The sequence below is a fragment of the Dyella sp. 2RAB6 genome (assembly GCF_052115385.1).
GTDB lineage: Bacteria > Pseudomonadota > Gammaproteobacteria > Xanthomonadales > Rhodanobacteraceae > Dyella_D.
Map to the genome: position 1 here is coordinate 70,388 of NZ_JBFRGP010000008.1, position 22,858 is coordinate 93,245.

A 22,858-nucleotide genomic window follows, 5' to 3' on the forward strand; every position below is an offset into this window, starting at 1 on the left:
TCAACCCGCGCGCGGCGGCTTGGCGCCGAGCCGGTAGATGCGCAAGCCGGCGTCCACCGGGGCGAAATCGACGGCGGAAGGCGCGAAATCCAGGCTCTCGCGCGTGCCCAGGCAGAGGAAGCCGCCGCGCACCAGGCTGTCGCGGAACAGGCCCAGGGTGCGGTCCTGCAGCGGGTCGGAGAAATAGATCAGCACGTTGCGGCACAGCACCAGGTGCGCTTCGCAGAACACCTCGTCGGTGACCAGGTTGTGGTTGGCGAAGATCACGTTGCGGCGCAGGCGCCCGTCCAGCTTCAGCAGTTCGTAGCGAGCGCTGTAGTAGTCGGCCAGCGTGTGGCTGCCGCCGGCCGCCAGATAGTTGCGCGACCATAGCTGCGCTTCGCGCGCCGGATAGATGCCTTCCTGCGCATGGCGCAGCGCTGCTTCGTTGAAATCGGTGGCGTAGATCTGCGTGCGCTCGTACAGCCCGGCCTCTTCCAGCAGGATCGCCAGCGAATAGACCTCCTGCCCGTGCGCGCAGCCGGCCTGCCAGATATTGATCTGCGGATACGAAGCCAGCAGCGGCAGCACCTGCTCGCGCAGCGCGCTGAACACTTCCGGGTCGCGGAACATCTCCGATACCGGCACCGACAAGCCTTCCAGCACCGGCGCCAGGAACGCCGGCTCGTGCAGCAGGCGGCCGGTGAGCGCGCTGATGGTGCCGCTGTCGTGCGTGCTGACCAGCTGTTGCACGCGACGCTTGAGCGACGCCGGCGCGTATTGGCTGAAGTCGTAGCCGTGGCGCGCCTGCAGCGCGCGCACGAACAGTTCGAGCTCGATGTCTTCGAGTTCGCCGTCCGTCCTGCCGGCGCCGCGCTCCTTCATCGATGCAGCCATACGTGCAGCATCGAGGACAGCTTGTCGATGTCGATCGGCTTGGACAGATAGTCGTTGGCGCCGGCTTCCAGGCATTTCTCGCGGTCGCCGCGCATCGCCTTGGCGGTGAGCGCGATGATCGGCAGCTTGGCGAAGCGCGCCTGCGCGCGGATCTCGCGGATGGTGTCGTAGCCGTCCATCACCGGCATCATGATGTCCATCAGCACCAGTTCCAGGCCGTTCTGCTCGTCCAGGGCCTTCAGCGCCTTCTGGCCGTCCTGCGCCAGGTTCACCTGCATGCCCCAGCCGCGCAGCACCTTGGACAGCGCGAACAGGTTGCGCATGTCATCGTCCACCAGCAGCACCTTGCGCCCGCCCAGCTCGCTGGGCATGCCGTTGACCGCCGCCGTCTGCGCCGGTGCGGCGGCGGGTGCCGCGGCACGGGCGCGGCCGCCGCGGATGCTGTGCAGGAACAGGCTCACCTCGTCCATCAGGCGCTCCGGCGAGCGCGCGCCCTTGATCACGATGCTGTCGGTGTACTGGCGCAGCTTCAGGCTTTCCTCGCGGCTCAGTTCGCGGCCGGAATAGATCACCACCGGCGGCACCTTGCCCGCGGCGCTCATGCGTTCGAGGAACTCGGTGCCGGACATCCCGGGCAGGCCCAGGTCCAGCACGATGCAGTCGTACTCGGCCCCGCTCACGTGCTCCAATGCTTCTTCCGCGCTGCCGGCCTCGTCGATGGTGACGTCGTCGCCGCGCAGCAGGGTGCGCATGGCGGCGCGCGAATCGGCGTCGTCGTCGACGATCAGCAGGCGGCGCGACTGGCCTTCGGCAAAATGCAGCATGCGCTCGAACGCGCCGTCGATCGATTCACGGCTCACCGGCTTGGTCAGGAAACCCACCGCGCCCAGTTCGCGTCCGCGGCTGGCGTCGTCCACGGCTGAAATGAAATGCACCGGGATCGGCCGGGTGGCGGCGTTCTCCTTCAGGCGCGCGATCACGGTCCAGCCGTCCATGCCCGGCAGCATCACGTCGAGCAGGATGCCGGTGGGGCGGAAGCGCTGCGCCAACTGCAGGCCGGATTCGCCATCGGTCGCGGCCAGCGCGCGATAGCCCTTGCGGCGGACCATGTCGGCGAGGATTCGTGCGAACACCGGATCGTCCTCGACGATGAGGATCGCGGTGTCGCCCGGCGCCAGCGTGTCGCGGTCGTCCTCGATGGTGTCGGGCAGCAGTGCGCTCACCGGCACGGGACGCGATTCGGCCGGTGCGCCCGGCGGTGCCGCGGGGGAGAGCGTGCCGTCGGCGCGCTCCGGCAGCAGCATGGTGAAGATGCTGCCGCGGCCTTCCTCGCTGTCCAGCACGATATCGCCGCCGAGCAGTTCCACCAGCCGGCGCGAAATGGCCAGGCCCAGGCCGGTGCCGCCGTATTGGCGGCTGGTGCTGGCGTCGACCTGTTCGAAGGCGTTGAACACGCGCTCGACCTTGGCGCGCGGAATGCCGATGCCGGTGTCGTGCACGGCGATGGCGATCGCCGCCTTGCCCTGCAGCGACGCCGGCAAGGCCAGGCCCGCCGGCGGGCGCGCGATGCGCACGGTGACGCCGCCCTGGTGGGTGAACTTGAAGGCATTGCCGACCAGGTTGTTGGCCACCTGTTCGAGCTTGGCGGCATCGGTGTAGATGCCGGCCGGCACGCCGGCTTCGATCTCGACGCGGAATTCCAGGCCCTTTTCCTGGGCCACGTGGCCGAAGGTGCGCTTGAGCGTCCGCTCCAGGTCCGCCAGCGGCAACTCGGCCAGCACCAGTTCCATCTTGCCGGCTTCGACCTTGGACAGGTCGAGGATGTCGTTGATCAGATGCAGCAGGTTGCTGCCGGAGTCGTGGATGATGCGCGCCGACTCCACCTGCTCGCCATCCAGGTTGCCTTCGCGGTTCTCGGCCAGGCTGCGCGACAGGATCAGCAGGCTGTTCAGCGGCGTGCGCAGTTCGTGCGACATGTTGGCGAGGAATTCCGACTTGTACTGGCTGGCGCGGGCCAGTTCGTCGGCTTTGTCCTGGGTCTCGCGCTGCAATGTTTCCAGCAGGTGTTTCTGTTCGTTGAGCGTTTCGCTCTTTTGCCGCAGTTCCTCGTTGCTGGCCTGCAGTTCCTCGGTCTGCACGCGCAGCTCTTCCTCGGAAGCGAGCAGGCGCTGCGATTGCTCCTGCAGTTCGTGCGTCTTGAGGCTGAGTTCTTCGTTGCTGGCCTGCAGCTCGTGCTGCTGGTTGCGCAGCGTTTCCTCGGAGGCGCGCAGCTCGTCGGCCTGTTCGCGTGTATGGCGCAGCAGTTGCTGCGTGCGCAGGGCGCGGCCGAGGTTTTCCAGCGAGAGCGCGGCGATCGGCAGCAGCTCGTGGAGCAGATCCTGCTGCGGGCCGGTGAGATGCTGGAAGCTGGCCAGTTCCAGCACGCCCAGCAGCTTGTCGCGCAGCAGCAGCGGCAGCACCGCGATGCTGCGCGGCGGCGCTTCGCCGGTGCCCGAATGGATGCGTACGTAGTCGTCCGGCACGTCCTGCAGCACGATGGCCTGGCGTTCCAGCGCGCATTGCCCGACCAGGCCTTCGCCCGGCGCATAGACGGTGCTGAGGTGGCGGCGCTCGCGGTAGCCGTAGCTGCCTTGCAGTTCCAGGCTGTTGCGCTCCTCGTCGAACGCATAGAACACGCCCACGCCGGCCTGCAGCAGCGGCACCAGGGTGGCGGTGAGGCGTTCGCCGAAGGCGCGCGGGTTGTCCACCTTCTGCAGTTCGCCGGCGATCTCGGAGACGTTGCTCTTGACCCAGGTCTGCGCCGCGGTCTCGATCGCCATCTGCTTGAACACCTGCAGCGCGCGGGCGATCTCGCCCACCTCGTCGCGGCGCTCGGTCTGGCGGATTTCCACGGAGTGGTCGTGCTGGGCCAGGCGCGTCATCAGGTCGGTCATGCGGCGCAGCGGCCGCGTGATCAGGCGGAAGGTGAAGCGCACCACGGCGAAGCCCAGCAGCAGGGCCAGCAGCATGCCGCCCCAGGTCAGCACACGCACGGTCAGCTCGTCGCGGCGCTGCGCGGCCTGGCGCTGGTCGAGCAGGCTGGCCTCGGTGGCGTCCATCTGGCTGATCAACGCGACGATCTCGGCGATGGTCACCGCGCGCTGGCCCATGTAGGTGGTCTGGACGCGGAAGCGCTCCAGCGCCAGCTGGGTGGCGTCGGTGGCGTTGATCGCATGGGTCGTGTCGATGCCGTTGTGCCGCGCCTGCTGCTGCCATTGCTGGGTCATCGCCTGTACGCGGTCCAGGCGGGTCTGCTGCAGGGGATTGTCGGCGGTGAGCTTGCGCACGGCATCGATGCCGGACTGCGAGCGCCGGTTGCCGCCCTCGAAGCTTTCGAGTTCCTTGCTTCCTTGCGTAAGCAGATAGCCGCGCACCGAGGCCTGGCTGTCCTGCAGGCCTTCGATGATGTCATCCAGTGCCGCGCGCACCTCGTAGGTGTGCCGCGACCACTGCCAGCTCTCGTCCTGGCGCGACAGCGAAAGCAGGGTGACCGATCCGCAGATCACGAACAGCACGATCAGGCTGCCGATGCCCAACATGATCTTGCGCTGGATCGGCTGGTGCGCGAGCCAGGAGTACTGGCGGGGGGCGGCGTTGGCCATGCGGATTCCCTGTGTCGATGGCCCGGCGCACAGCCTTCTGCCAGGCGTTCGGCGCAGGGTAACGCAGCGCGTGTCAGCCCGGTGTGGTGGCTGCGGCGGGGATGCGTCGCCGCCATGCCGGCGGCACGATCGAGCCACGGCGCCAGGCAATGACCAGCAGCACGGCGCTCAGCGTGGTGCAGACCAGCAGGGCCACCACCGAGGCTTCGGCACCGAAGTCGCCGCCGCTGAGCCAGGCCGGGCCGGTCATCCTGGCGACCAGGAAGCCGTCGGGCGGCAAGCCGGACACGGCGATGCCGAAGACGGTCCCTTGCAGCACGTTCCAGGCCAGGTGCATGCCCGCGCAGATCCACAGCGAGCGGGTGACGTGATAGAGCAGCCCGAGCAGGATGCCGGCCTCGATCGCGATCGCCGCCGAGCTCCATGCGGTTGCGCCCGGATTGTTCAGATGCACGGCGCCGAAGAACAGCGCCGAAATCGCCAGCGACCACCAGGTGCCCAGCCCTTCTTCGACGATGCGGAACAGCACGCCGCGAAACAGGATTTCCTCGCCCAGTCCCGCGCCGAGGCCGACTACCAGCACCGCCGGCACCCAGTCGGCGCCCGGGTTGGTGTGCAGCACGTGGTAACTGCCCAGCAGCCACAGTGCGGCCACGGTGATGCTCATCAGGCCGATGCCGACCAGCAGGCCGAGGCCGCCTTGGGTGGGCAGGCGGCGCAGCGCCAGCTCCGCGACAGGGCGGCGCTCGACGCCGCGCACCAGGGCCACGTAGGCAACCACGGCCGGCACCATCCGCTCGAGCGCTTCGGCCAGGGCGTACAGCGCCGGATCGGCGTCCTTGGCATGCCAGCCCAGCACGTGAATGAGGGCGCCGAGCAGGAAGCTGACCGCCACCATGGTCACGATGAAGTTGACGATGCGCCCGAGCGGCGAAAACACCAGCCGGCGCTGCCAGCGGGTGGCGTTGGCGGGGGTGGCGAAGGCCAGCCTGTAGTCAGCGTCCATGCGTTCCAAGGGATCAGACGTCCACTGAGGCGGCGTGCTCGCGCGTGGCCGAGAAGCGTACCTGCGGCCAGCGCTCCTGCGCCAGCTGCAGGTTGACCCGCGACGGCGCCAGGTAGACCAGCTCGCCGGCCGCGTCCACCGCCAGGTTCATGGCGTTCTTCTCGCGGAACTCTTCCAGCTTCTTTTCATCGCTGCAATGCACCCAGCGCGCCGTGACCACGCCCACCGTCTCGAACGCGGCGTCGACGCTGTACTCGTCCTTCAGGCGATACGCCACCACGTCGAACTGCAGCACGCCGACCGCGCCCAGGATCAGGTCATTGCTCATCAGCGGACGGAAGAACTGCGTGGCGCCTTCTTCCGACAGCTGCGCCAGGCCCTTCTGCAGCGCCTTCATCTTCAGCGGATCGCGCAGGCGCGCGCGGCGGAACAGCTCCGGCGCGAAGTTCGGGATGCCGGTGAACGACACCGGCTCGCCCTCGCTGAAGGTGTCGCCGATGCTGATGGTGCCGTGGTTGTGCAGGCCGATCACGTCGCCGGGGAAGGCGCTTTCGACGATCTCGCGGTCGCTGGCCATGAAGGTCAGCGCGTTGGCGATGCGCACCTCCTTGCCGGTGCGGGTCTGGATCATCTTCATGCCGGCGCTGTAGGTGCCGGAGCACACGCGCATGAAGGCCACGCGGTCGCGGTGCGCCGGGTCCATGTTGGCCTGGATCTTGAACACGAAGCCGGTGAGTTTTTCCTCGGTCGGTTCGATTTCGCGGCTGAGCGTGGCGCGCGGCTTGGGCGAGGGCGCGTGCTCGATGAAGAAGTCCAGCAGCAGCTGCACGCCGAAGTTGTTGACCGCCGAGCCGAAGAACACCGGAGTGAGCTTGCCGGCCAGGTACTGCTCCAGGTCGAACGGATGCGAGGCGCCTTGTACCAGCTCCAGTTCGTCGCGCAGTTCGGTCATCGCCTCGGTGCCGATGGCGGCTTCGAGGCCGGGCGCGTCGAGGCCCTTGAAGATGGTCGAATCCTGGCGCGTGAAGTTCTTGCCCGGCTCGAACACATGCACCTCGTCCAGCAGCATGTGATAGACGCCCTTCAGGCGCTTGCCCATGCCGATCGGCCAGGTCAGCGGCGCACAGGCGATGCCGAGCACGGATTCCACTTCGTCCAGCAGGTCGACCGGCGAGCGGCCCTCGCGATCGAGCTTGTTGATGAAGGTCATGATCGGCGTGTCGCGCAGGCGGCACACCTCCATCAGCTTGATGGTGCGCTCCTCCACGCCCTTGGCGCAGTCGATCACCATCAGCGCGGAGTCCACCGCGGTAAGCACCCGGTAGGTGTCTTCGGAGAAGTCCGCGTGGCCGGGGGTGTCGAGCAGGTTGACGATCTTGCCCTCGTACGGGAACTGCATCACCGAGGAGGTGACCGAGATGCCGCGCTCCTTTTCCAGCGCCATCCAGTCCGAGGTGGCATGGCGCGCGGCCTTGCGACCCTTGACCGAGCCGGCCATCTGGATCGCGCCGCCGAACAGCAGCAGCTTTTCGGTGAGCGTGGTCTTGCCGGCGTCAGGGTGGCTGACGATGGCGAAGGTGCGGCGGCGGAGGGTTTCGTCGAGGTGGGTGTACATGGCGGGACAGGCTGGGAGATGCGAAACCCGTGATGATACCAGCGGTTCTGCTGTCCTCCGGCTCCAACTCCCCGTCAGTTCTCTGGCCCTTGGCTCATCCGGGGCGATGTTTCGTTCAGTTCGGCCGTTGGGGCGGTCTGGAGGGGGTCGTGCGGGTTTACTTCAACCAACGTGTCATGCGCGCTTCAGCCACTGCTTGAGACACACTGCGGCCTTGCTCGTAGGCCCGCTCGCCCCTCTGGATGCCATCCAGCAGGGCAATGCGCTGCTGGGCTTCCTCGACGTGAGTGACTTCGCTAAGTGGCGCGGTGTCTTGGGGCTCTAGGGTGGTGACGGGTCTGGCGCGCATAGAGTCGATAGTGAAGTGTCATTGTCGAGTAGTGCAACACGACGACTTCATTCAGTATCCCGCCGGTCCCTCTAGCGCCACCCGCCACCGTTCGAGACTCGGCGCCGACCACACCTCGCTGCGCCGATAGAACTCCGGCACCGCCCGCGCCCCTTGCGGGATCACCACCCACGGCTGCTTGCTGGCGGTGAATACGTGGATATCCGGGGGCAGCCGGTCCGGGTCGTCCAGGGTGCCCACCCGCACGTAGGCGAAGGTGGCGCCGCCGCCGGCGTAGTGGCTCCACAGGGCGACCATGCAGTCCGGGCAGCGGGCCACCTGCTGGCCCTTGCCGCTGAAGCTGGGGATGGTTTCGAGCAGCGGGCGGCCGCGCAGCAGCTGCAGGCGGTCGGTTTCGATCATGGCGTTGAGGGCGAACGCGGCGCCGCTTTCGCGCTGGCACCAGCGGCAGTGGCAGCAGTGCACGATCAGCGGGCCGCTGGCGAGGCGGTAGCGGACTTCGCCGCAGGTACAGCCGCCATCCAGGGGCAGCAACTCGACGGCCATCGGCTGGCTCCCGAGATTCGGACGGCCCAGCCTACTCGACCAGCAGGTCCTCGTAGAAGGCGCCGTAGGGCTCGCTCGGGTGGGCGATCTGGATTTCCAGGATCCACAGGCCGCTGGACGGGGCCTGCTCCAGCGTGCCCAGGTCGCCGGCCTTGTGCACGGCGTGGGGGAAGTCGCTGACCCGATGGCCCTTGATGTCCTGGTTGAGGCGCCAGCCCATCGCCTGCGCCCGCTCGGTGGCGAAGGCGTACAGCGCCGCGCCGCTCAGGCCGCGCTCGCGCCAGGCGGCGGCCACGTCGCCGAACAGGGTGCGGGCGGCTTCGGCGCAGGCGCGCTTCATCGGGTCGGCGCCGGTGGTGAAGGTGTCGCCGACGTCGCCCTCGTGCCCATGGAACACCAGGCCCAGGTCGATGAAATAAATGTCGTCCTCGCCCAGCCGCACGTCCGGGTTGGAGCGTTCGCGGAAGGCCAGGGTGGTATTCGCGCCGATGCGGATCAGCACCGGATGCCATAGCCGCTCCAGTCCATGCGCCTCGAACACGGCGGCCGCTTCGGCCCTGGCTTCGTCCTCGCTGAGGCCCGGCCGCATCCGTTCGCGGATGCCCTGCAGCACGGCCCAGCTGCGCTCGCGGGCGCGCAGCATCAGGGCGGGGTCGTAGGCCTGGCCGACCGCTTCGCGCGGCGTCGTGGTCATGCGCTCAGAGCCACAGCAGGATCAGGCCCAGCGCGGCCGGCACGGCCTGGAACAGCAGGATGCGGCGCGAGGCGGTAAGCCCGCCGTAGATCCCGGCCACCAGCACGCAGCCCAGGAAGAAGCGCGCCACGGACAGGCCCTCGGCGCCCAGGCACAGCGACCACACCAGGCCGGCGGCGAGGAAGCCGTTGTACAGGCCCTGGTTGGCGGCCAGCACCTTGGATTGCGCAGCGAATTCCGCGGTGGTGCGGAAGGTCTTGCGGCCCGCCGGCTTTTCCCACAGGAACATCTCCAGCACCAGGAACCACACATGCAGCAGGGCGACCAGGGCGATCACGATTTGGGCGGCAATGGACACGGCGGCTCCTTGGTTGAACATCCATTGTAGGTTGGGGTGAGCCGCAGGCGAACCCCAACGCTGCGGGGTGTGGCTGGCCGTCATGTTGGGGTTCGCCTGCGGCTCACCCCAACCTACGCCTTGCGGAAAGTCACCACCAGCACGTCGCGGTGCGCCGGCCGGTCCGGATCGCGCGGCGTCACCGGGGTCACCCCATGGAACACCCGCGCATCGTCGACCAGGGCCGCATCCAGCGGATGGGTGAGGGTGAAGCTGCCCAGCAGGCTGCCGTCGGCGGTGTGGATGGTGGTGGTGCCGCGCTCGATGTTCTCGCGGTCCACCAGGAGCACCAGGACGTAATCCACCCCGTCGCGGTGCACGCCCTCGGGCGTGGGCTCGCCGGCCAGCCCGGCGCGCGCCTCGATGCGGAACTGGTGCACCTCGATGTGCCAGCGCGCGACCTGCGGCGCCAGGGCGCCGAAGAAATCGCGCGCAAAACCCAGGATGCGCTGCAGGCTGGCCCCTTCGGCGATGGCCGGCCGCACCGGCTCGAACCAGCGCTCGAGGCCGCCCTGCAGATTGTTGTAGTCCAGGCTCTGGTAGTGCGGCTGCTGCGGGCGCAGCTCGAACGCCCCGGCCGGGCCGGCCGCGAACACCGCATGGCGGCGGCGCCGGTGGCGGCCCTTGGCGGCCAGGTAATCATCCGGGCCCAACTCGTTCCAACTGCCGGCGAACGCCGCCCAGTCCGCCATCGCCTGTCCGGCACCGTCTTCCAGCAGCCGCTCCATCGCCAGGTGGGTGGCGAAGGCGAAGCCGTCGCGCTGGAGCAGCTCGCGCAGGTTCTGCGCGGACGTGGCCTGGTGCTCGGAGTCGGTCATGGGCGTCCCGGGGGAGTGGGAAAGCGGCCAAGCATAGCGCCGACGCGGGCCTGGCGTATGCCCGGACGCGGCGGGCCGGATGGCGGCTGGCGCCTTGTGTGGCGCGGCTTCGCGGGCACGGCGCGAATATTCCGGAGGTGATTGGGCGTGTAGACGTTTAGACGGCCAAACTATTGACACCGCCAAGTGGGCACCGATACAGTCCGCCTCACTCATCGAGACCGGCTGAGGGACAGGCCCTTTGAAGCCGGGGCAACCTGCGGGATCAGCCCGCCACGGTGCCAACTCCTGCGGAGGCGCAATCAGGCGCTACCGAGAGATGGGAGAGCTTCGTGCTGGCATGTCATGCCGGCGGCGCGGCGACCTCTCTCCGATCCGCAGGGCGATGCCCGAACCGGAGAGCGAGATGTCCAGCCAGCCCCAGCCCGTCACCAGCGCCGCTGCCGCCTGTATCCAGGCGGGTGCTGTCCGCGTGGACCTCACGACGCAGCGCAGCTCCCGCCGCATCCGTCTCTCGCCCAAGTACGGCAGCCGTCCCTGCGAAGTCGACGTGCGCTATCTGTGGTGCGGCGCGCCCGATGCGCCGACGGTGATCGTGCAGGGCGGCATCTCCGCCAGTCGCGAAGTGGTGGCGCTGGACGACGAGGCTGCTCCCGGCTGGTGGCAGGAAGCCGTCGGTGCCGGCCTTCCGCTCGACCTCGACCGCTACCGCGTGCTGTCCATCGACTGGCTGACCCCGGCCGAGCTCGACGGCGCCAGCGCCGTCTCCAGCGAAGACCAGGCCGACGCCCTGGCCGCCCTGGTCGAGGCGCTGGGCATCGGCCGCGTGCATGCTTTCGTCGGTTCTTCCTATGGCGCCATGGCCGGGCTGGCCTTCGCCGCGCGTCACCCGTATGCGCTGGGCCGCCTGGTGCTGCTGGCCGGCGCGCACCGCCCGCATCCGCTGGCCACCGCGCAGCGCGCCGTGCAGCGCGGCATCGTGCGCCTGGGCCTGGAGACCGGACAGCCGGAGCAGGCGCTGTCGTTGGCGCGGCAGCTGGCCATGACTACTTACCGCGGCAGCGAGGAGTTCTCGCGCCGCTTCACCGCCGCGCCGGAGTTCCGCGAAGGGCGCTTCCATTTCCCGGTCGAGGATTACCTGGAGCACCAGGGTCGCCGCTTCGTCGAACGCTTCGACGTCGAGCGCTTCCTGGCGCTGTCCGAATCGATCGACCTGCACGACGTGACGCCGGAGCGCATCGCCGCGCCCGCCACGCTGATCGGCTTTCCGTCCGATCGGCTGGTGCCGCTGTCCGACCTGTGCGAACTGCAGCGCCGCCTGCATGGCCCGGCCACGCTCGAAGTGCTCGAGTCGCCGTATGGCCACGACGCCTTCCTCAAGGAAACCCATCGCCTCGCGCCGTTGCTGCGCGAAGCGCTGGCCTGAGTCTTTCATCCCCACGCGCAGCAAGAAACAAGAGACGGAGATCCACCATGAGCGACACCATCGCCCCCTGTAGCACCAGCACCTGCGCGGTGCGCGCCGGCATCGAGTCCGACACCCAGCACGGCGCCGTGGTGCCGCCGCTGCATTTGTCGACCAACTACGCGTTCGAAGGCCTGGGCGGCAAGCGCGCCTACGACTACTCGCGCAGCGGCAACCCGACGCGCGACCTGCTGGGCAATGCGCTGGCCGAACTGGAACAGGGTGCGGGCGCGGTGGTGACGGCCAGCGGCATGGCGGCGGTGGCGCTGGCGCTGGAACTGGTGCCGGCCGGCGGCCGCGTGCTGGCCGCGCACGACTGCTACGGCGGCACCTGGCGCCTGCTCGACGCGTGGGCGAAGAAGGGCCGCTTTACCTTGGAGTTCGCCGACCTCACCGACAGCGTCGCGCTGTCCGCGGGCCTGGCCGGCAAGCCTTCGCTGGTGTGGGTGGAAACGCCGTCCAATCCGCTGCTGCGCATCACCGACGTCCGCCACGTGGCGCAGGCCGCGCATGCCGCCGGCGCGCTGGTGGTGGTCGACAACACCTTCCTGTCGCCCGCGCTGCAGCAGCCGCTGGTATTGGGCGCCGACGTGGTGGTGCACTCCACCACCAAGTACATCAATGGCCATAGCGACGTGGTCGGCGGCGCCGTGGTGGCGCGCGACCAGGCGGTGGCCGACCAGCTGAAGTGGTGGGGCAATTGCAACGGCCTCACCGGCGCGCCGTTCGACAGTTTCCTCACCCTGCGCGGCCTGCGCACGCTGAGCGTGCGCCTGCGCCAGCACCAGGAGAACGCGCAGCGCATCGCCACCGTGCTGGACGGCCACGCGGCGGTCCGCAAGGTCTATTACCCGGGCCTGGACAGCCATCCGGGCCACGCGCTCGCCGCGCGCCAGCAGGCCGGCTTCGGCGCCATGCTGAGCTTCGAGCTGGAAGGCGAAGTGGCGCAGATCGAAGCCTTCGTCAACGAGCTGCAGTACTTCTCGCTGGCCGAATCGCTCGGCGGCGTGGAAAGCCTGATCGCGCACCCGGCCTCGATGACCCATGCCTCGATGGCGCCGGAAGCGCGCCGCGTCGCCGGCATCGCCGACAGCCTGCTGCGCATCTCGGTGGGCATCGAGGATGGCGACGACCTGGTGCGCGACATCGACGCCGCACTGGTGCGCGCGTTCGCCTCGCTGGCCAACAAACGCCGGGTGAACGCATGAGCGCGGTGCTGGCCGAAACGGACGTCCAGGCGGCCAGCCCCGTGCAGGCTGCGCGCGGCACTGCCGTGGTGCTGTTCGGCACCGGCGTGGTCGGCGGCGCCCTGCTCAAGCTGCTCAATACGCCGGCCGCGGCTTCGTTGCGGCTGGTCGCCGCGGCGAACTCGCGCCGGCAGCAGACCGATGCCCAGCAACTGGCCGACCGCGCCCTGCGCGAAAAGCTCAAGAGCCATGGCGACCCGCGCGACGACGCAGCCCTGCTGCGCGCGCTCGACGCCAGCGGCGCGGCGGTGAAAGTGATCGTCGACGCGACCGCGAACGCCAACCTCGCCGCACGCCATGCCGACTGGCTGGCGCGCGGCTATCACGTGGTCACCGCCAACAAGGCGCTGGCCGGCGGCGAGCTGTCGGGCTGGCGCGCACTGCAGGCGGCGGTGGCCGAAGGCGGCCGCTACGGCGATTCCGCCACGGTGGGCGCCGGCCTGCCGGTGCTCTCCACCTTGCGCCGCCTGCGCGGCTGCGGCGATGCGCTGCTTACGCTGGAAGGCGTGTTCTCCGGCTCGCTGTCCTACCTGTTCAACCAGTACGACGGCAGCCAGCCGTTCTCCGCGCTGCTGCGCGAGGCACGCAAGCTGGGCTATACCGAGCCCGATCCTCGTTCGGATCTGTCCGGCGAGGATGTCGCGCGCAAGCTGCTGATCATCGCCCGCAATGCGGGCTTCGCGCTGGGCACCGACGAGGTGGACGTGGAGAGCCTGGTCCCCGAGGCGTTGCGCGGCGTCGATACCGATACCTTCCTCGCGCGCCTGGAAGAACTGGACGAACCGCTGGCGCGCCGGCATGCCGAGGCGAAGGCGCGCGGTGGCGTGCTGCGTTTCCTGGCGCGGCTCAACCAGCGCGGCAAGGCGCGCGTCGGGCTGGTCGAAGTGCCGGCGACGCATCCGGCCGCGCGGCTGTATGGCACCGACAATCAGTTCGCACTGACCACCACGCGCTACCACTCGCAGCCGCTGGTGATCCAGGGGCCGGGGGCAGGGCCGGAAGTGACGGCGCAGGCGCTGCTGGGCGACGTGCTGGCACTCGCCTGAGATCGAGGTTGGCCGTAGGTTGGGGTGAGCCAAAGGCGAACCCCAACAGACGCAGCGGCACGGTGAGACGCCTGTTGGGGTTCGCTGGCGCTCACCCCAACCTACCCGGGTGCATAAACCGGGGCATAAAAAAACGCGCGGCTCGCACCGCGCGTTTTTATTTGGACGTCCGCAAAGATCAATGCTTCGCGATGCGCGCCGCCTCGAACTCATCCGGCGGCACCACCGGCTGGCCCGGATGCGCCTGCGCTTCCAGCTCGGCCGCTTCCACCGAAGGCGTGCGCCAGCCGGATTTCACGCCCCACAGGTAGAACACCAGGCCCACCACGGCGACCACGCCCAGGTCCATGCCGTAGCTCAGGTAACCCTTGCCGCCGAACGTCGTGCTGCCCGCCCAGGACACCAGGGCCAGCGTGGGCAGGTAGAAGATCATCCACCACGCGCCCTTGAGCTGGCGGCCGAAGTCGTGCCAGCCGGCCTTGAACTGATAGAAGAAATACACCGGCAAGGCCACCACCATCAGCAGAATGATCTCGCCGGTCAGCGGCCACTTCGCCCAGTACAGCAGCTCCGTCGCCATGATGAAGGCCACGCCGGCCAGCACCGGCAGGCCGGCGATGCGCAGCGGGCGGTACATGCTGGGAGCCGTGCGGCGCAGGGTCATCGCGCTGACCGGGCCGGTCAGGTAGGAGATGATCGTGGCCACCGAGATCACCGCCGCCAGCGTGCCCCAGCCGCGGAAGAAGATCAGGAACAGGAACGACACCGCCAGGTTGAACCACATCGCCGGGCGCGGGATGCCCCACTTCGGATGGATGCGGCCGAACGTCTTCGGCATGGTGCCGTTGCGCTCCATGCCGTAGATCATGCGCGCCGTGGTGGCGGTGTAGGTGATGCCGGTGCCGGAAGGGCTGATGAAGGCATCGGCGTACAGCAGGATCGCGAGCCAGTTGAGGTTGACGATGATCGCCAGCTGCGCGAACGGCGAGCTGAAGTCGATGCCGTGCCAGCCGGCCTTGGCCAGCAGCTCCGGCGGCACTGCGCCGAGGTAGGCGACCTGCAGGATCACGTAGACCACGGTGGCCAGCAGGATCGAGCCGATCACCGCGAACGGGATGCTCTTGCCGGGATTGCGCGCTTCGCCGGCCAGGTTCACCGGGCTCTGGAAGCCGTTGAAGCTGAACACGATGCCGGCGGTCGCCACCGCGGTAAGCACGGCGGGGAAGTCGATCGCATGCGCGTCGCCATGCACGCCGACCGCGAAATTCTCGCTATGGAAGCCGCTGCCGATCAGGGCCAGGCCGGTGGCGGCCGGCACCACCAGCTTGAACACCGTGATGGCGGTGTTGGAGCGGGCGAACAGCTTCACGCTCCAGAAGTTGAGCAGGAAATAGAGGATCACCAGCACGCCGGCGATGGCCAGCCCCGGCGGGGTCAGCTCGCCGTGGCCGCCCGGGGCATGCATGTAGAGATCCTGCGCCCACTGCCATTTCCAGCCGGCCATGTACTGCACCGAGGCCTCGGCCTCCACCGGGATCACTGACACGATGGCGATCCAGTTCGCCCAGGCGCCGATAAAGCCGACCAGCGAACCGTGCGAATAGTGGCTGTAGCGCACCATGCCGCCCGACTCGGGGAACATCGAGCCCAGTTCCGCATAGGTCAGCGCGATGGTGGTGATGATCGCCGCGCCCAGCACCCAGGCCCAGACCGCGCCGGGGCCCGCCAGGCCGGCGGCTTTCCACGCGCCGAACAGCCAGCCGGAGCCGATGATGGAACCCAGGCCGGTAAGCATGAGCGCAAAAGGACCGACGTCGCGCCGGATGGAGCTGGAAGAGGACATGCAAACTCCCGCAGGATCTAGATCTCGAAGGCCGCCCCCTCGGACGGCACAAGGGCCGGATCATGACAGCCCCTCGCGCGGCTGTCAGCCCGGCGGGGTGGTGATTCGGAAGTTCCTGCGGGGGTGGCAAGTGCATGGCGCGGCGCAGCATTTGCTGTGAGGGCAAGGGGTTTGCGGCAGCTTCAGGGGCGTATGGAGGGCGCTTGGGAAGCAGGCGCGCCCATCCATGGGCGCGCTTTCCAGGCGGTGCTGCTTCGTGCCTTACGCGGTGATGTGGAGCTCCAGCCAGTCGGAGGCAGCCTGCAGCGCGGTCGCGGTCCGCAGATTCTCTGCCGGATCGCCCATGGTGTCGGTCCGTTCCTGCTGCGAGGTGGCGCGCAGGTCATCGGCCAGCGTCGCTTTGTTGCGCGCACCGCCGATGTTGAACGCATTCGGATTGGAAAGTACCCGCATCACCTCGGCCGCACCCACGCACGGTGCCTGCGCGTCGGCGGCCTTGAGCATGTCGTAAACATCCTGGCCGCTGAGACCGGCGTCCTGCAGCCAGCTGATGGCGGGACCGACGGAGTGATTGCTCTGCAAGATGTTCGGAACGATCCGCGCCAGGTCCTGCAGTTCGTCCGGCGAGATGCCGGTGCCCAACCATTGCTTGACCTGGCCGGGGTCGCTGCTGGCCATAATGTCGATGTCGCCCGGTTTCAGGTTCACGCCGTCCGCGCTCAGGTATTTCTTGACGTCCGCGTGCACCTGATTGGCGTCCGTGATGTCGTCGATCAGGCCGCCGGCGAACTGGAACGGTGCCGCGACCAGGGAGCCGATGCCATTGATGAAGGCGCCGGGCACTTCGACCCCACCGACTTCCAGCGTGCTGCCGATCACCGAGAACAGATCGCCGACGACGGCGCCGGCGTAGACGGGGTTGCTTTGCATGCTGTCGAAATCCGACTTGCATGCGCTGGTCGCGGCGATCAGCGACAGGCCGGGAACCAGGCGTGCGCTGAACTCGGCGAGGCTCGCGGTCTTGGTGCCGGCTTTCTCGGCTTCCACCAGAGATTGCAGGGCGCCGCTGGCAAGTCCCGCGGTGGTACCGCCGGCGGTGGCGTAGGAGTTGATCACTCCGCTGGCATTGTCGCCGACGTAGCCATTGATGGCGTTGACCATGATCGAAGCCATCGCCAGCCCTTTGCCGCCCGGACCAAGCTCCTTGAATTCCTCGCCAAGCGCCTTCGCGGTAAAGGCATCTGCCTCGCCTTCGGCCATGCGCGTGTAGTTGGTGGTGATCTGCGACCAGCCGTCGTTGGTCTGGAACAGCGGTGCGGCCAAGGCGAGCAACTGCGTGGCCGCGCCCTTGGCGTCCCCATTGCCTTCCACCAGTAACTGGCCTTGTGCCGCGGCGATGGCTTTGTCGATGAAGTCGGTCTGATAATCGGAGAAGCCGTTGAAGGCTTTCGTTGCCGCGGGATCCTTGTCGATGGCCACCACGAAGGCCAATGAGGTCTTGCCCTGGCCGGACTGATTCAGATCCTGCATGCACTGGTAAAGCTGCTTGGCATTGTCCGGACTGCGCCCGGCGGCAGCGATCAGGTCATTCTGATGCGCATTCATGTACGAGGCGAGGACGCGCCCCGCATCGGTCTCGGCCTGATATACCTTCGCGTTGTCGGGGTCGGCGCGATAAGCCTTGATAAACGCCAGTTTCTGCTGGTCGTTCAACGGCCCGGCGTGATTGAGCAGTTCCGCTAGGTGCTCATCCTTTTCCAGCTTGGCGCCGTGCGCATTGTTGTAGGCCTTGAGCGGACTGTCCTGGGCGTTCGCGAGATAGCTTTGCTGGCCGATCGTGGCGGCGGCGGTGATGTCCTGCGCCTGTTCGGCCTTGCCATCGTTCTGCAGCGCATTGGCCAGGGCCATGGCGAGCGTGGGGCGAACGCCGCCGTTCATCGCCGCCGTGACGGAATTGAGCGTCTGCTGGCTCCAGTCTTCGGCCTGATGCAGATAGGCGCCGGCAACCTGATTGGCCAGATCCTGCGCATCCGGTCCTTCGCCCAGCGCACTGATCACACGCTGCATGCTGCCGAAGGTCTGCTGGCCGGGTCCGTTCATCGAAACCTGCCCCATCTTCTGGATCGTCGGCATGCTCTGGCGCACCACCGCCGCGGCAAGCGGCGGCGGCAGGCCCTGGGTGCTGGCGAGCAGAGCATGGGCGGCATCGAGCGAGCCCGAGCCGTTCTTGCCATTGGCGTAGGCCTGATCGACCTGGCCGGCCGCTTCCTTGGCCCAGGCCTGCACGCGCGGATCCGCCGCGACGGCAGCGACCACTTCCGGCGGCTGTCCATTGAGCATGATGCCCTTGAGCTTGTCGGCCGCGCTGGTGCCGTCGGAGTACTCCGGGATCAGTCCGTTCACCTGGTTCTGGAACTTGTAAGTATCCACGGCGCCCTGGATCGTCGCGGCGAGCGTCGCATCGCCAGGATGCCGCGCCACGATCGCGTTGCCGGCGTTGTCGATCAGCTGATCGGTCGGCGTGCGGAATGCGATCGGTGTGCCCTGGTTGCGGAACGCCACCTCGCCGGCCACTTCATCGGCGATGGCCTGATTCATGGTCTTCTTCGCCGCATCGATCCGATCCTGCTCGGTGCTGTCCAGATCGGCGCGCAGGCCGGCATTGCGTGGCGCGCTGCGCATGTCGTCGTCGCGCTGTTTCAGCGCACCCTGGTACGCGGCAATCGCCGCGTCGGTCATTTGCGCTGGCGTCTGCGTCGCCGGTGCGGCTTGCGTGGCGTTCGCCACCGCATGGGCCGGCAAGGTCAGCACCTGGCCAGGCGACAGCGCAGTGTCGACACTGATGTTATTGCCGCGCGCCAGCTCTTCCGGCGCAACACCGTACCGCTGCGCAACCTGCGTGACCGTCTCGTTGCCGCTGACGGTATGGGTCGATGGCGGGGGCAGCTGGGGCTGTGCGTAGTTGCCGAAATCATTCGCAGCGATGACTGTCATGGCGGACTCCTTGCCGTATTGCCGTGGGGACTGGCAATGGCATTTAGACCCGCTGTCATCGAGCGGCAATACGTAGTTTCCCTATACTCAGGTTCTTGCGCCGCGACGCGCGTGGCGCGTCACGGCTTGCAGCGGATGTGCGGAAGAAAATTTCCGCTTAGTACGGCCGCCCTTGGCCATCCGTGCCATACGCGATATGCAGCAGGCGCGGATCGGTCTCGGCGATTTCCTGGATGTTTTCCGGCGTGATGCCACGCGCGCGCATCGCGTTGAGCTGATCCGGGCCCGCACCGATCAGCGCCTCGCGCTCGTCCTTGTTCTCGATGCCGGCGCCTTCCAGGAATTTGTTCTGCGCTTCCTGGTATTCCTGCTCTTTGTGGTGCTGCTCGATAAAGTGCAGCGCCACCACCGCAATCGTGGCCACCGCGATACCGATCGGGCCGGCGAAGCCGCCCAGCATTTCCTCGCCGCCGAATGCGGCCAGTGCCGCGCCGCCCGCGCCGACGCCGGAGAAGATCGCGGTGGGATAGTCGTGATCGGCTACCCCCTGCACCGCACCGGCGGCGAAGTAGGCGACGTTGAGCACGCCGATGAATTTCTCGGTGAGCTCCGGCGCCGCATGGCCCCACTGTTCGAGCACGTTGTTCTTGTCCAGCGCCTGGATGGTGCCGGTCAAAGCGTTCTTGGCCGGTGCCAGGTCCAGGCCGAAGGCCAGCGAGCCGATCACGTTCTGCACGGTCGGGTCTTCGATGGTCTTGCCGGTCTGGCTGATAAAGGCCGCGCCGGTGATGCCCAGCGCCATCGTGCGGAACAGCATGCCGGCCTTGGCGTCGCTGAAGGGCAGTTCCTTCAGTTCCTTCAGTTCCTTCTGCACCGAAGCGAACTCGTTGACCGCCTTGCCTTGCTTGGCATCCGCCAGCGTTTCGGTGCGCAGCGAGTTGACCACTTCTTCCAGCTTGTTGATGCCCTTGTCCACTTCGTCCTGCGGGATGCCGAGCATCTGCGCACCGACGCCGCGGAACGACTCCAGCGCCTGCTTCACCTTGGCGATGCTGGCATCGTCGGACGGATTCATCTCGCCCAGCGACGGCATCAGGTGACTCACCACATAGGCCTTGCCAACGGCAGCGGTGAAGTCCTTGTCCTTGTGCCCCAGCTCGATCAGCAGCTTGGCCGCTTCGCCGCCTTCGGGGCCGTCGAACACGCTGGGGTCCTGGGTGGCGGCGAATTCGATCGACTGCTTGGTGGTGTCGTCGTCGAGCAGCTTGGCGGCGCCTTCCTTGGTCAGGCCATAGCTCTTGAGGTTGTCGGGCACGTCGGTGAGCGAGGTGATGTCCAGGTCCAGCGCACGCACGTCGGCGACGAGCTTGTCCTTGTGCGCTTTCAACTGGTCCTGCCAGTCCTTGCCCTTGCCCTCGATGTATTTCTGGATGGCCTGCTGTTTCTGATCGGCGGTGAGGCCGGGGCCGAGATCCTTGATCAGGTTGTTGAGCTCTTCGGTCTGCTTGGCGTAGTCCTGCATGTCCTGCTTCAGCGTATTGCGCTGCAGGTTGCCCATGCCGAGCTTGACGGAACTGACCATCTGCATGGCCAGGTCGCTCTTGCCATCCGCCTGCAGGTTGCTCGCCACCGCGAGCGCCAGCGCGGGATCGCCGCCGTCGGAGATCGCCTGCAGCACATCCGTGCGGTTGGCAAGCATGGAATTCTTTTCCAGATACTTGGCGACGTCGCCGGCGAAGTCGCGCTGCATCGCCTGGCCGGCGTCGCTGCCGCCGAGGTTGCGATAGACCACGGACAGGTCGCGATAGACCTGCGGATCGGACATCGCACTGAGCACTTCGCTGTTGCCCGACATCCACGAGGCGTCGTCCTGCGCGTTCCACCACTGCGTGGTGACGGCGCGGCCGAGATCCGGCGACTGGCGCGTGAGATCGGCCAGGTACTTGGCGCAGTCGGCCGCCGATTTGCCGGTGGCATCGTGCGCGGCATCGGCCACCCATTGCTTGACGCGCGGATCGGCCAGCACGGCATCCACCACTTCCTTGGGCTGGCCTTGCAGGTTGATGCCCTTGAGCTTGTCCGCCGCGCTCCAGTCGCCGTAGTAGCCGGGAATCAGCGCATCGGCCTTGGCCTGGACCTGGTAGCCGTGCACCGCATCCTTGATCAGCGGCGTGGCGCCAGCGTCGCCCTGGTGGCGGGCGAGGATCGCGTCGCTCGCGTTCGCCACCAACTGGTCGGTGGGCGTACGGAACTGCCCGGGCACGCCCTGGTTGCGCAAGGCCACTTCGCCGGCAATCTCGTCGTGGATGGCCTGGTCCATCGCGGTCTTCGCCTTGTTCACGGCGTCGTCCGCGCCCTGGCGGATTTCCTGCCGCAGCGCACCGTTCTGCGGCATGTTGCGGGTCGCGTCGGTGCGGTCCTGCACGGCCTGCTGGTAGGTCTTGATCGCGGCGTCGGTCTTGGCGGCCGGCGTGACCGGGGTGGCGGGCGCGGCGTCGGTCTGGGCCGGCTGCACCGCGTTGGGCGGCAACTGCAGCTGCTGGCCCGGGGTGAGCTGGGTGTCCACCGTGATGTGGTTGGTGCGCGCAAGTTCTTCCGGCGTCACCTGGTAAGTTTTTGCGACCGTGGCGACCGTCTCCTGCGGTTTCACCACGTGCGGCGGGGGCGGAGGCGGCGTGGCCGGTGGCGTGTAGCGGACGGAAGATCCTGCGTCGACGGGAAACATGGCGCGCACTCCATGAAAGAAAAAGGCCGACGCATTCAGCGCCGGCCTGTCATGGGCCCGCAATAAGGTGTTTCCCTAGGTGACAGCGGCGCTACGGCCGTGCCGTCACCCGCGCCTCAGCACTCGATCACGTTCACCGCGAGGCCGCCGCGCGAGGTTTCCTTGTACTTGTCCTTCATGTCGCGGCCGGTGTCGCGCATGGTGGCGATCACCTTGTCCAGCGACACGCGATGCTTGCCGTCGCTCTTCAGCGCCATGCGGCTGGCGTTGATCGCTTTCACCGAACCCATCGCATTGCGCTCGATGCAGGGAATCTGCACCAGGCCGCCGATCGGATCGCAGGTCAGGCCGAGGTTGTGTTCCATGCCGATCTCGGCGGCGTTCTCCACCTGCAGCACGTTGCCGCCCAGCGCGGCGGTGAGGCCGCCGGCCGCCATCGAGCAGGCCACGCCCACTTCGCCCTGGCAGCCGACTTCGGCGCCGGAGATCGAAGCGTTCTCCTTGTAGAGAATGCCGACCGCGGCGGCGGTGAGCAGGAATTCGATCACGCCGTCGTCGTTCGATTTGGGGCAGAAGCGGTGGTAGTAGTGCAGCACCGCCGGCACGATGCCTGCCGCGCCATTGGTCGGCGCGGTGACCACGCGGCCGCCTGCGGCGTTCTCTTCGTTCACCGCCAGCGCGTACAGGTTGACCCAGTCGAGGATGGTGAGCGGGTCCTTCAGCGCCGCCTCCGGCTCGTTGCGCAGTTCGTGCGCCATGGCCGGCGCGCGGCGCGTCACCTTCAGGCCGCCGGGCAGGGTGCCGGGCGAACGCAGGCCGCGGGTGACACAGTCCTGCATGGCCTGCCAGATGGTGAGCAGGCCGGCGCGCGTTTCCGCTTCGCTGCGCCACACCTTCTCGTTCTCCATCATCAATTGCGCGATGGTCAGCTGGTGCTGTTCGCACAGCGCCAGCAACTGGTCGCCGGTGGAGAACGGATAGGGCAGGGCGGTGGTGTCGGCGACGATGCGGTCTTCGGCTGCCTCGTCCTGGTTGACGACGAAGCCGCCGCCGACCGAGTAGTAGTCGCGCGTGCCCAGTTCATGGCCTTCGGCGTCGTAGGCGGTGAAGCGCATGCCGTTGGTGTGGAACGGCAGCTTCTGGCGCTTGTTGAAGACCAGGTCGCGCTTCTCGTCGAATTCGATCTCGTGCTTGCCCAGCACGCGCAGGCGCTTGCTGTGGCGGATGCGTTCCAGCGTTTCGGGGATGCGGTCCGGATCGACCGTGTCCGGGTGCGCACCTTCGAAGCCCAGCAGCACGGCCTTGTCGGTGCCGTGGCCGCGGCCGGTCATGGCCAGCGAGCCGAACAGCTCCGCGCGCAGGCGCGTGACGCGGCCGAGCACGCCTTTCTCGTCCAGCCAGCGCTCGGCGAAGCGCGCGGCGGCGCGCATCGGACCCACCGTATGCGAGGAGGACGGCCCGATGCCGATCTTGAAGAGGTCGAATACGCTGACGGCCATGGCGATGTGCTGGGGCTGGGTGGGGAACCCGCTATTCTACGCATCCCCTTGCGACCCCGCAGTCCGTACGCTGCCGTCTGTTCCCCTATGCCTGTTC

The 22,858-nt window shown here is 67.7% G+C and carries 15 protein-coding genes and 1 riboswitch; of the genes, 3 read left to right on the plus strand and 12 right to left on the minus strand.

The annotated features are described in order from the left end of the window. From AB4083_RS13655 to AB4083_RS13690, 8 genes are all read right to left on the minus strand, one after another. Positions 1–876, minus strand: coding sequence for a CheR family methyltransferase (locus AB4083_RS13655; protein ID WP_441608500.1), 876 nt, complete (start codon positions 874–876; stop codon positions 1–3). Further along, the gene (locus AB4083_RS13660) at positions 861–4,517 is read right to left on the minus strand and encodes a response regulator (RefSeq protein WP_441608501.1); all 3,657 of its coding nucleotides are present in this window, start codon (positions 4,515–4,517) and stop codon (positions 861–863) included. The genes AB4083_RS13655 and AB4083_RS13660 overlap by 16 nt, the downstream gene beginning before the upstream one ends. 73 nt (positions 4,518–4,590) lie before the next feature. Beyond that, entirely contained in the window at positions 4,591–5,523 is a 933-nt protein-coding gene (locus AB4083_RS13665) for a CPBP family intramembrane glutamic endopeptidase (protein WP_441608503.1), read from the minus strand. A 13-nt stretch (positions 5,524–5,536) separates the two neighbouring features. Continuing rightward, positions 5,537–7,138: a peptide chain release factor 3 gene (locus AB4083_RS13670; RefSeq protein WP_441608505.1), complete on the minus strand. Its 1,602-nt coding sequence runs from the start codon at positions 7,136–7,138 to the stop codon at positions 5,537–5,539. Positions 7,139–7,538: 400 nt separating this feature from the next. Then, the gene (locus tag AB4083_RS13675; RefSeq protein WP_441608507.1) at positions 7,539–8,033 is read right to left on the minus strand and encodes a GFA family protein; all 495 of its coding nucleotides are present in this window, start codon (positions 8,031–8,033) and stop codon (positions 7,539–7,541) included. A 31-nt stretch (positions 8,034–8,064) separates the two neighbouring features. Continuing rightward, positions 8,065–8,727, minus strand: coding sequence for a M24 family metallopeptidase (locus AB4083_RS13680; RefSeq protein WP_441608508.1), 663 nt, complete (start codon positions 8,725–8,727; stop codon positions 8,065–8,067). Positions 8,728–8,731: 4 nt separating this feature from the next. Further along, a complete protein-coding gene (locus tag AB4083_RS13685) occupies positions 8,732–9,085 on the minus strand; it encodes a DUF1304 domain-containing protein (protein WP_441608510.1) in 354 nt (117 codons plus the stop codon). 113 nt (positions 9,086–9,198) lie between these two features. Next, complete coding sequence (locus AB4083_RS13690) at positions 9,199–9,942, minus strand: 2OG-Fe dioxygenase family protein (protein WP_441608512.1); 744 nt, start codon at positions 9,940–9,942, stop codon at positions 9,199–9,201. 209 nt (positions 9,943–10,151) lie between these two features. Beyond that, positions 10,152–10,268: riboswitch (SAM riboswitch) on the plus strand. Positions 10,269–10,348: 80 nt separating this feature from the next. On the opposite strand from AB4083_RS13690, the gene metX reads away from it, so the two are divergent. The 3 genes from metX to AB4083_RS13705 are packed head-to-tail and all read left to right on the plus strand — an operon-like array spanning position 10,349 to position 13,700. Then, on the plus strand, positions 10,349–11,368 hold the full coding sequence (gene metX, locus AB4083_RS13695) for a homoserine O-succinyltransferase MetX (protein WP_441608514.1): 1,020 nt from the start codon (positions 10,349–10,351) through the stop codon (positions 11,366–11,368). Between the two features lie 47 nt (positions 11,369–11,415). Beyond that, positions 11,416–12,615: a cystathionine gamma-synthase gene (gene metB / locus AB4083_RS13700; RefSeq protein ID WP_441608516.1), complete on the plus strand. Its 1,200-nt coding sequence runs from the start codon at positions 11,416–11,418 to the stop codon at positions 12,613–12,615. Then, positions 12,612–13,700, plus strand: coding sequence for a homoserine dehydrogenase (locus AB4083_RS13705; RefSeq protein WP_441608518.1), 1,089 nt, complete (start codon positions 12,612–12,614; stop codon positions 13,698–13,700). Before metB ends, AB4083_RS13705 begins: the two co-directional genes overlap by 4 nt. Before the next feature lie 178 nt (positions 13,701–13,878). On the opposite strand, the gene AB4083_RS13710 is transcribed toward AB4083_RS13705, so the two are convergent. The 4 genes from AB4083_RS13710 to AB4083_RS13725 all read right to left on the minus strand — a co-directional run bounded on the left by AB4083_RS13710 (position 13,879) and on the right by AB4083_RS13725 (position 22,761). Next, positions 13,879–15,543: an APC family permease gene (locus AB4083_RS13710; protein ID WP_441608519.1), complete on the minus strand. Its 1,665-nt coding sequence runs from the start codon at positions 15,541–15,543 to the stop codon at positions 13,879–13,881. Positions 15,544–15,804: 261 nt separating this feature from the next. After that, entirely contained in the window at positions 15,805–18,537 is a 2,733-nt protein-coding gene (locus AB4083_RS13715) for a LysM peptidoglycan-binding domain-containing protein (protein ID WP_441608521.1), read from the minus strand. Between the two features lie 157 nt (positions 18,538–18,694). Continuing rightward, positions 18,695–21,262, minus strand: a complete 2,568-nt coding sequence (locus AB4083_RS13720) for a LysM peptidoglycan-binding domain-containing protein (protein ID WP_441608523.1) — start codon at positions 21,260–21,262, stop codon at positions 18,695–18,697. 116 nt (positions 21,263–21,378) lie between these two features. Further along, the gene (locus AB4083_RS13725) at positions 21,379–22,761 is read right to left on the minus strand and encodes an L-serine ammonia-lyase (RefSeq protein WP_441608525.1); all 1,383 of its coding nucleotides are present in this window, start codon (positions 22,759–22,761) and stop codon (positions 21,379–21,381) included. Positions 22,762–22,858: the final 97 nt, after the last annotated feature.

Bases quoted from the DNA above. Each gene is read 5' to 3' on its own strand.
- AB4083_RS13655 (WP_441608500.1), bottom strand. From the start codon at position 876: ATGGCTGCATCGATGAAGGAGCGCGGCGCCGGCAGGACGGACGGCGAA.
- AB4083_RS13660 (WP_441608501.1), bottom strand. From the start codon at position 4,517: ATGGCCAACGCCGCCCCCCGCCAGTACTCCTGGCTCGCGCACCAGCCG.
- AB4083_RS13665 (WP_441608503.1), bottom strand. From the start codon at position 5,523: ATGGACGCTGACTACAGGCTGGCCTTCGCCACCCCCGCCAACGCCACC.
- AB4083_RS13670 (WP_441608505.1), bottom strand. From the start codon at position 7,138: ATGTACACCCACCTCGACGAAACCCTCCGCCGCCGCACCTTCGCCATC.
- AB4083_RS13675 (WP_441608507.1), bottom strand. From the start codon at position 8,033: ATGGCCGTCGAGTTGCTGCCCCTGGATGGCGGCTGTACCTGCGGCGAA.
- AB4083_RS13680 (WP_441608508.1), bottom strand. From the start codon at position 8,727: ATGACCACGACGCCGCGCGAAGCGGTCGGCCAGGCCTACGACCCCGCC.
- AB4083_RS13690 (WP_441608512.1), bottom strand. From the start codon at position 9,942: ATGACCGACTCCGAGCACCAGGCCACGTCCGCGCAGAACCTGCGCGAG.
- metX (WP_441608514.1), top strand. From the start codon at position 10,349: ATGTCCAGCCAGCCCCAGCCCGTCACCAGCGCCGCTGCCGCCTGTATC.
- metB (WP_441608516.1), top strand. From the start codon at position 11,416: ATGAGCGACACCATCGCCCCCTGTAGCACCAGCACCTGCGCGGTGCGC.
- AB4083_RS13705 (WP_441608518.1), top strand. From the start codon at position 12,612: ATGAGCGCGGTGCTGGCCGAAACGGACGTCCAGGCGGCCAGCCCCGTG.
- AB4083_RS13710 (WP_441608519.1), bottom strand. From the start codon at position 15,543: ATGTCCTCTTCCAGCTCCATCCGGCGCGACGTCGGTCCTTTTGCGCTC.
- AB4083_RS13715 (WP_441608521.1), bottom strand. From the start codon at position 18,537: ATGACAGTCATCGCTGCGAATGATTTCGGCAACTACGCACAGCCCCAG.
- AB4083_RS13720 (WP_441608523.1), bottom strand. From the start codon at position 21,262: ATGTTTCCCGTCGACGCAGGATCTTCCGTCCGCTACACGCCACCGGCC.
- AB4083_RS13725 (WP_441608525.1), bottom strand. From the start codon at position 22,761: ATGGCCGTCAGCGTATTCGACCTCTTCAAGATCGGCATCGGGCCGTCC.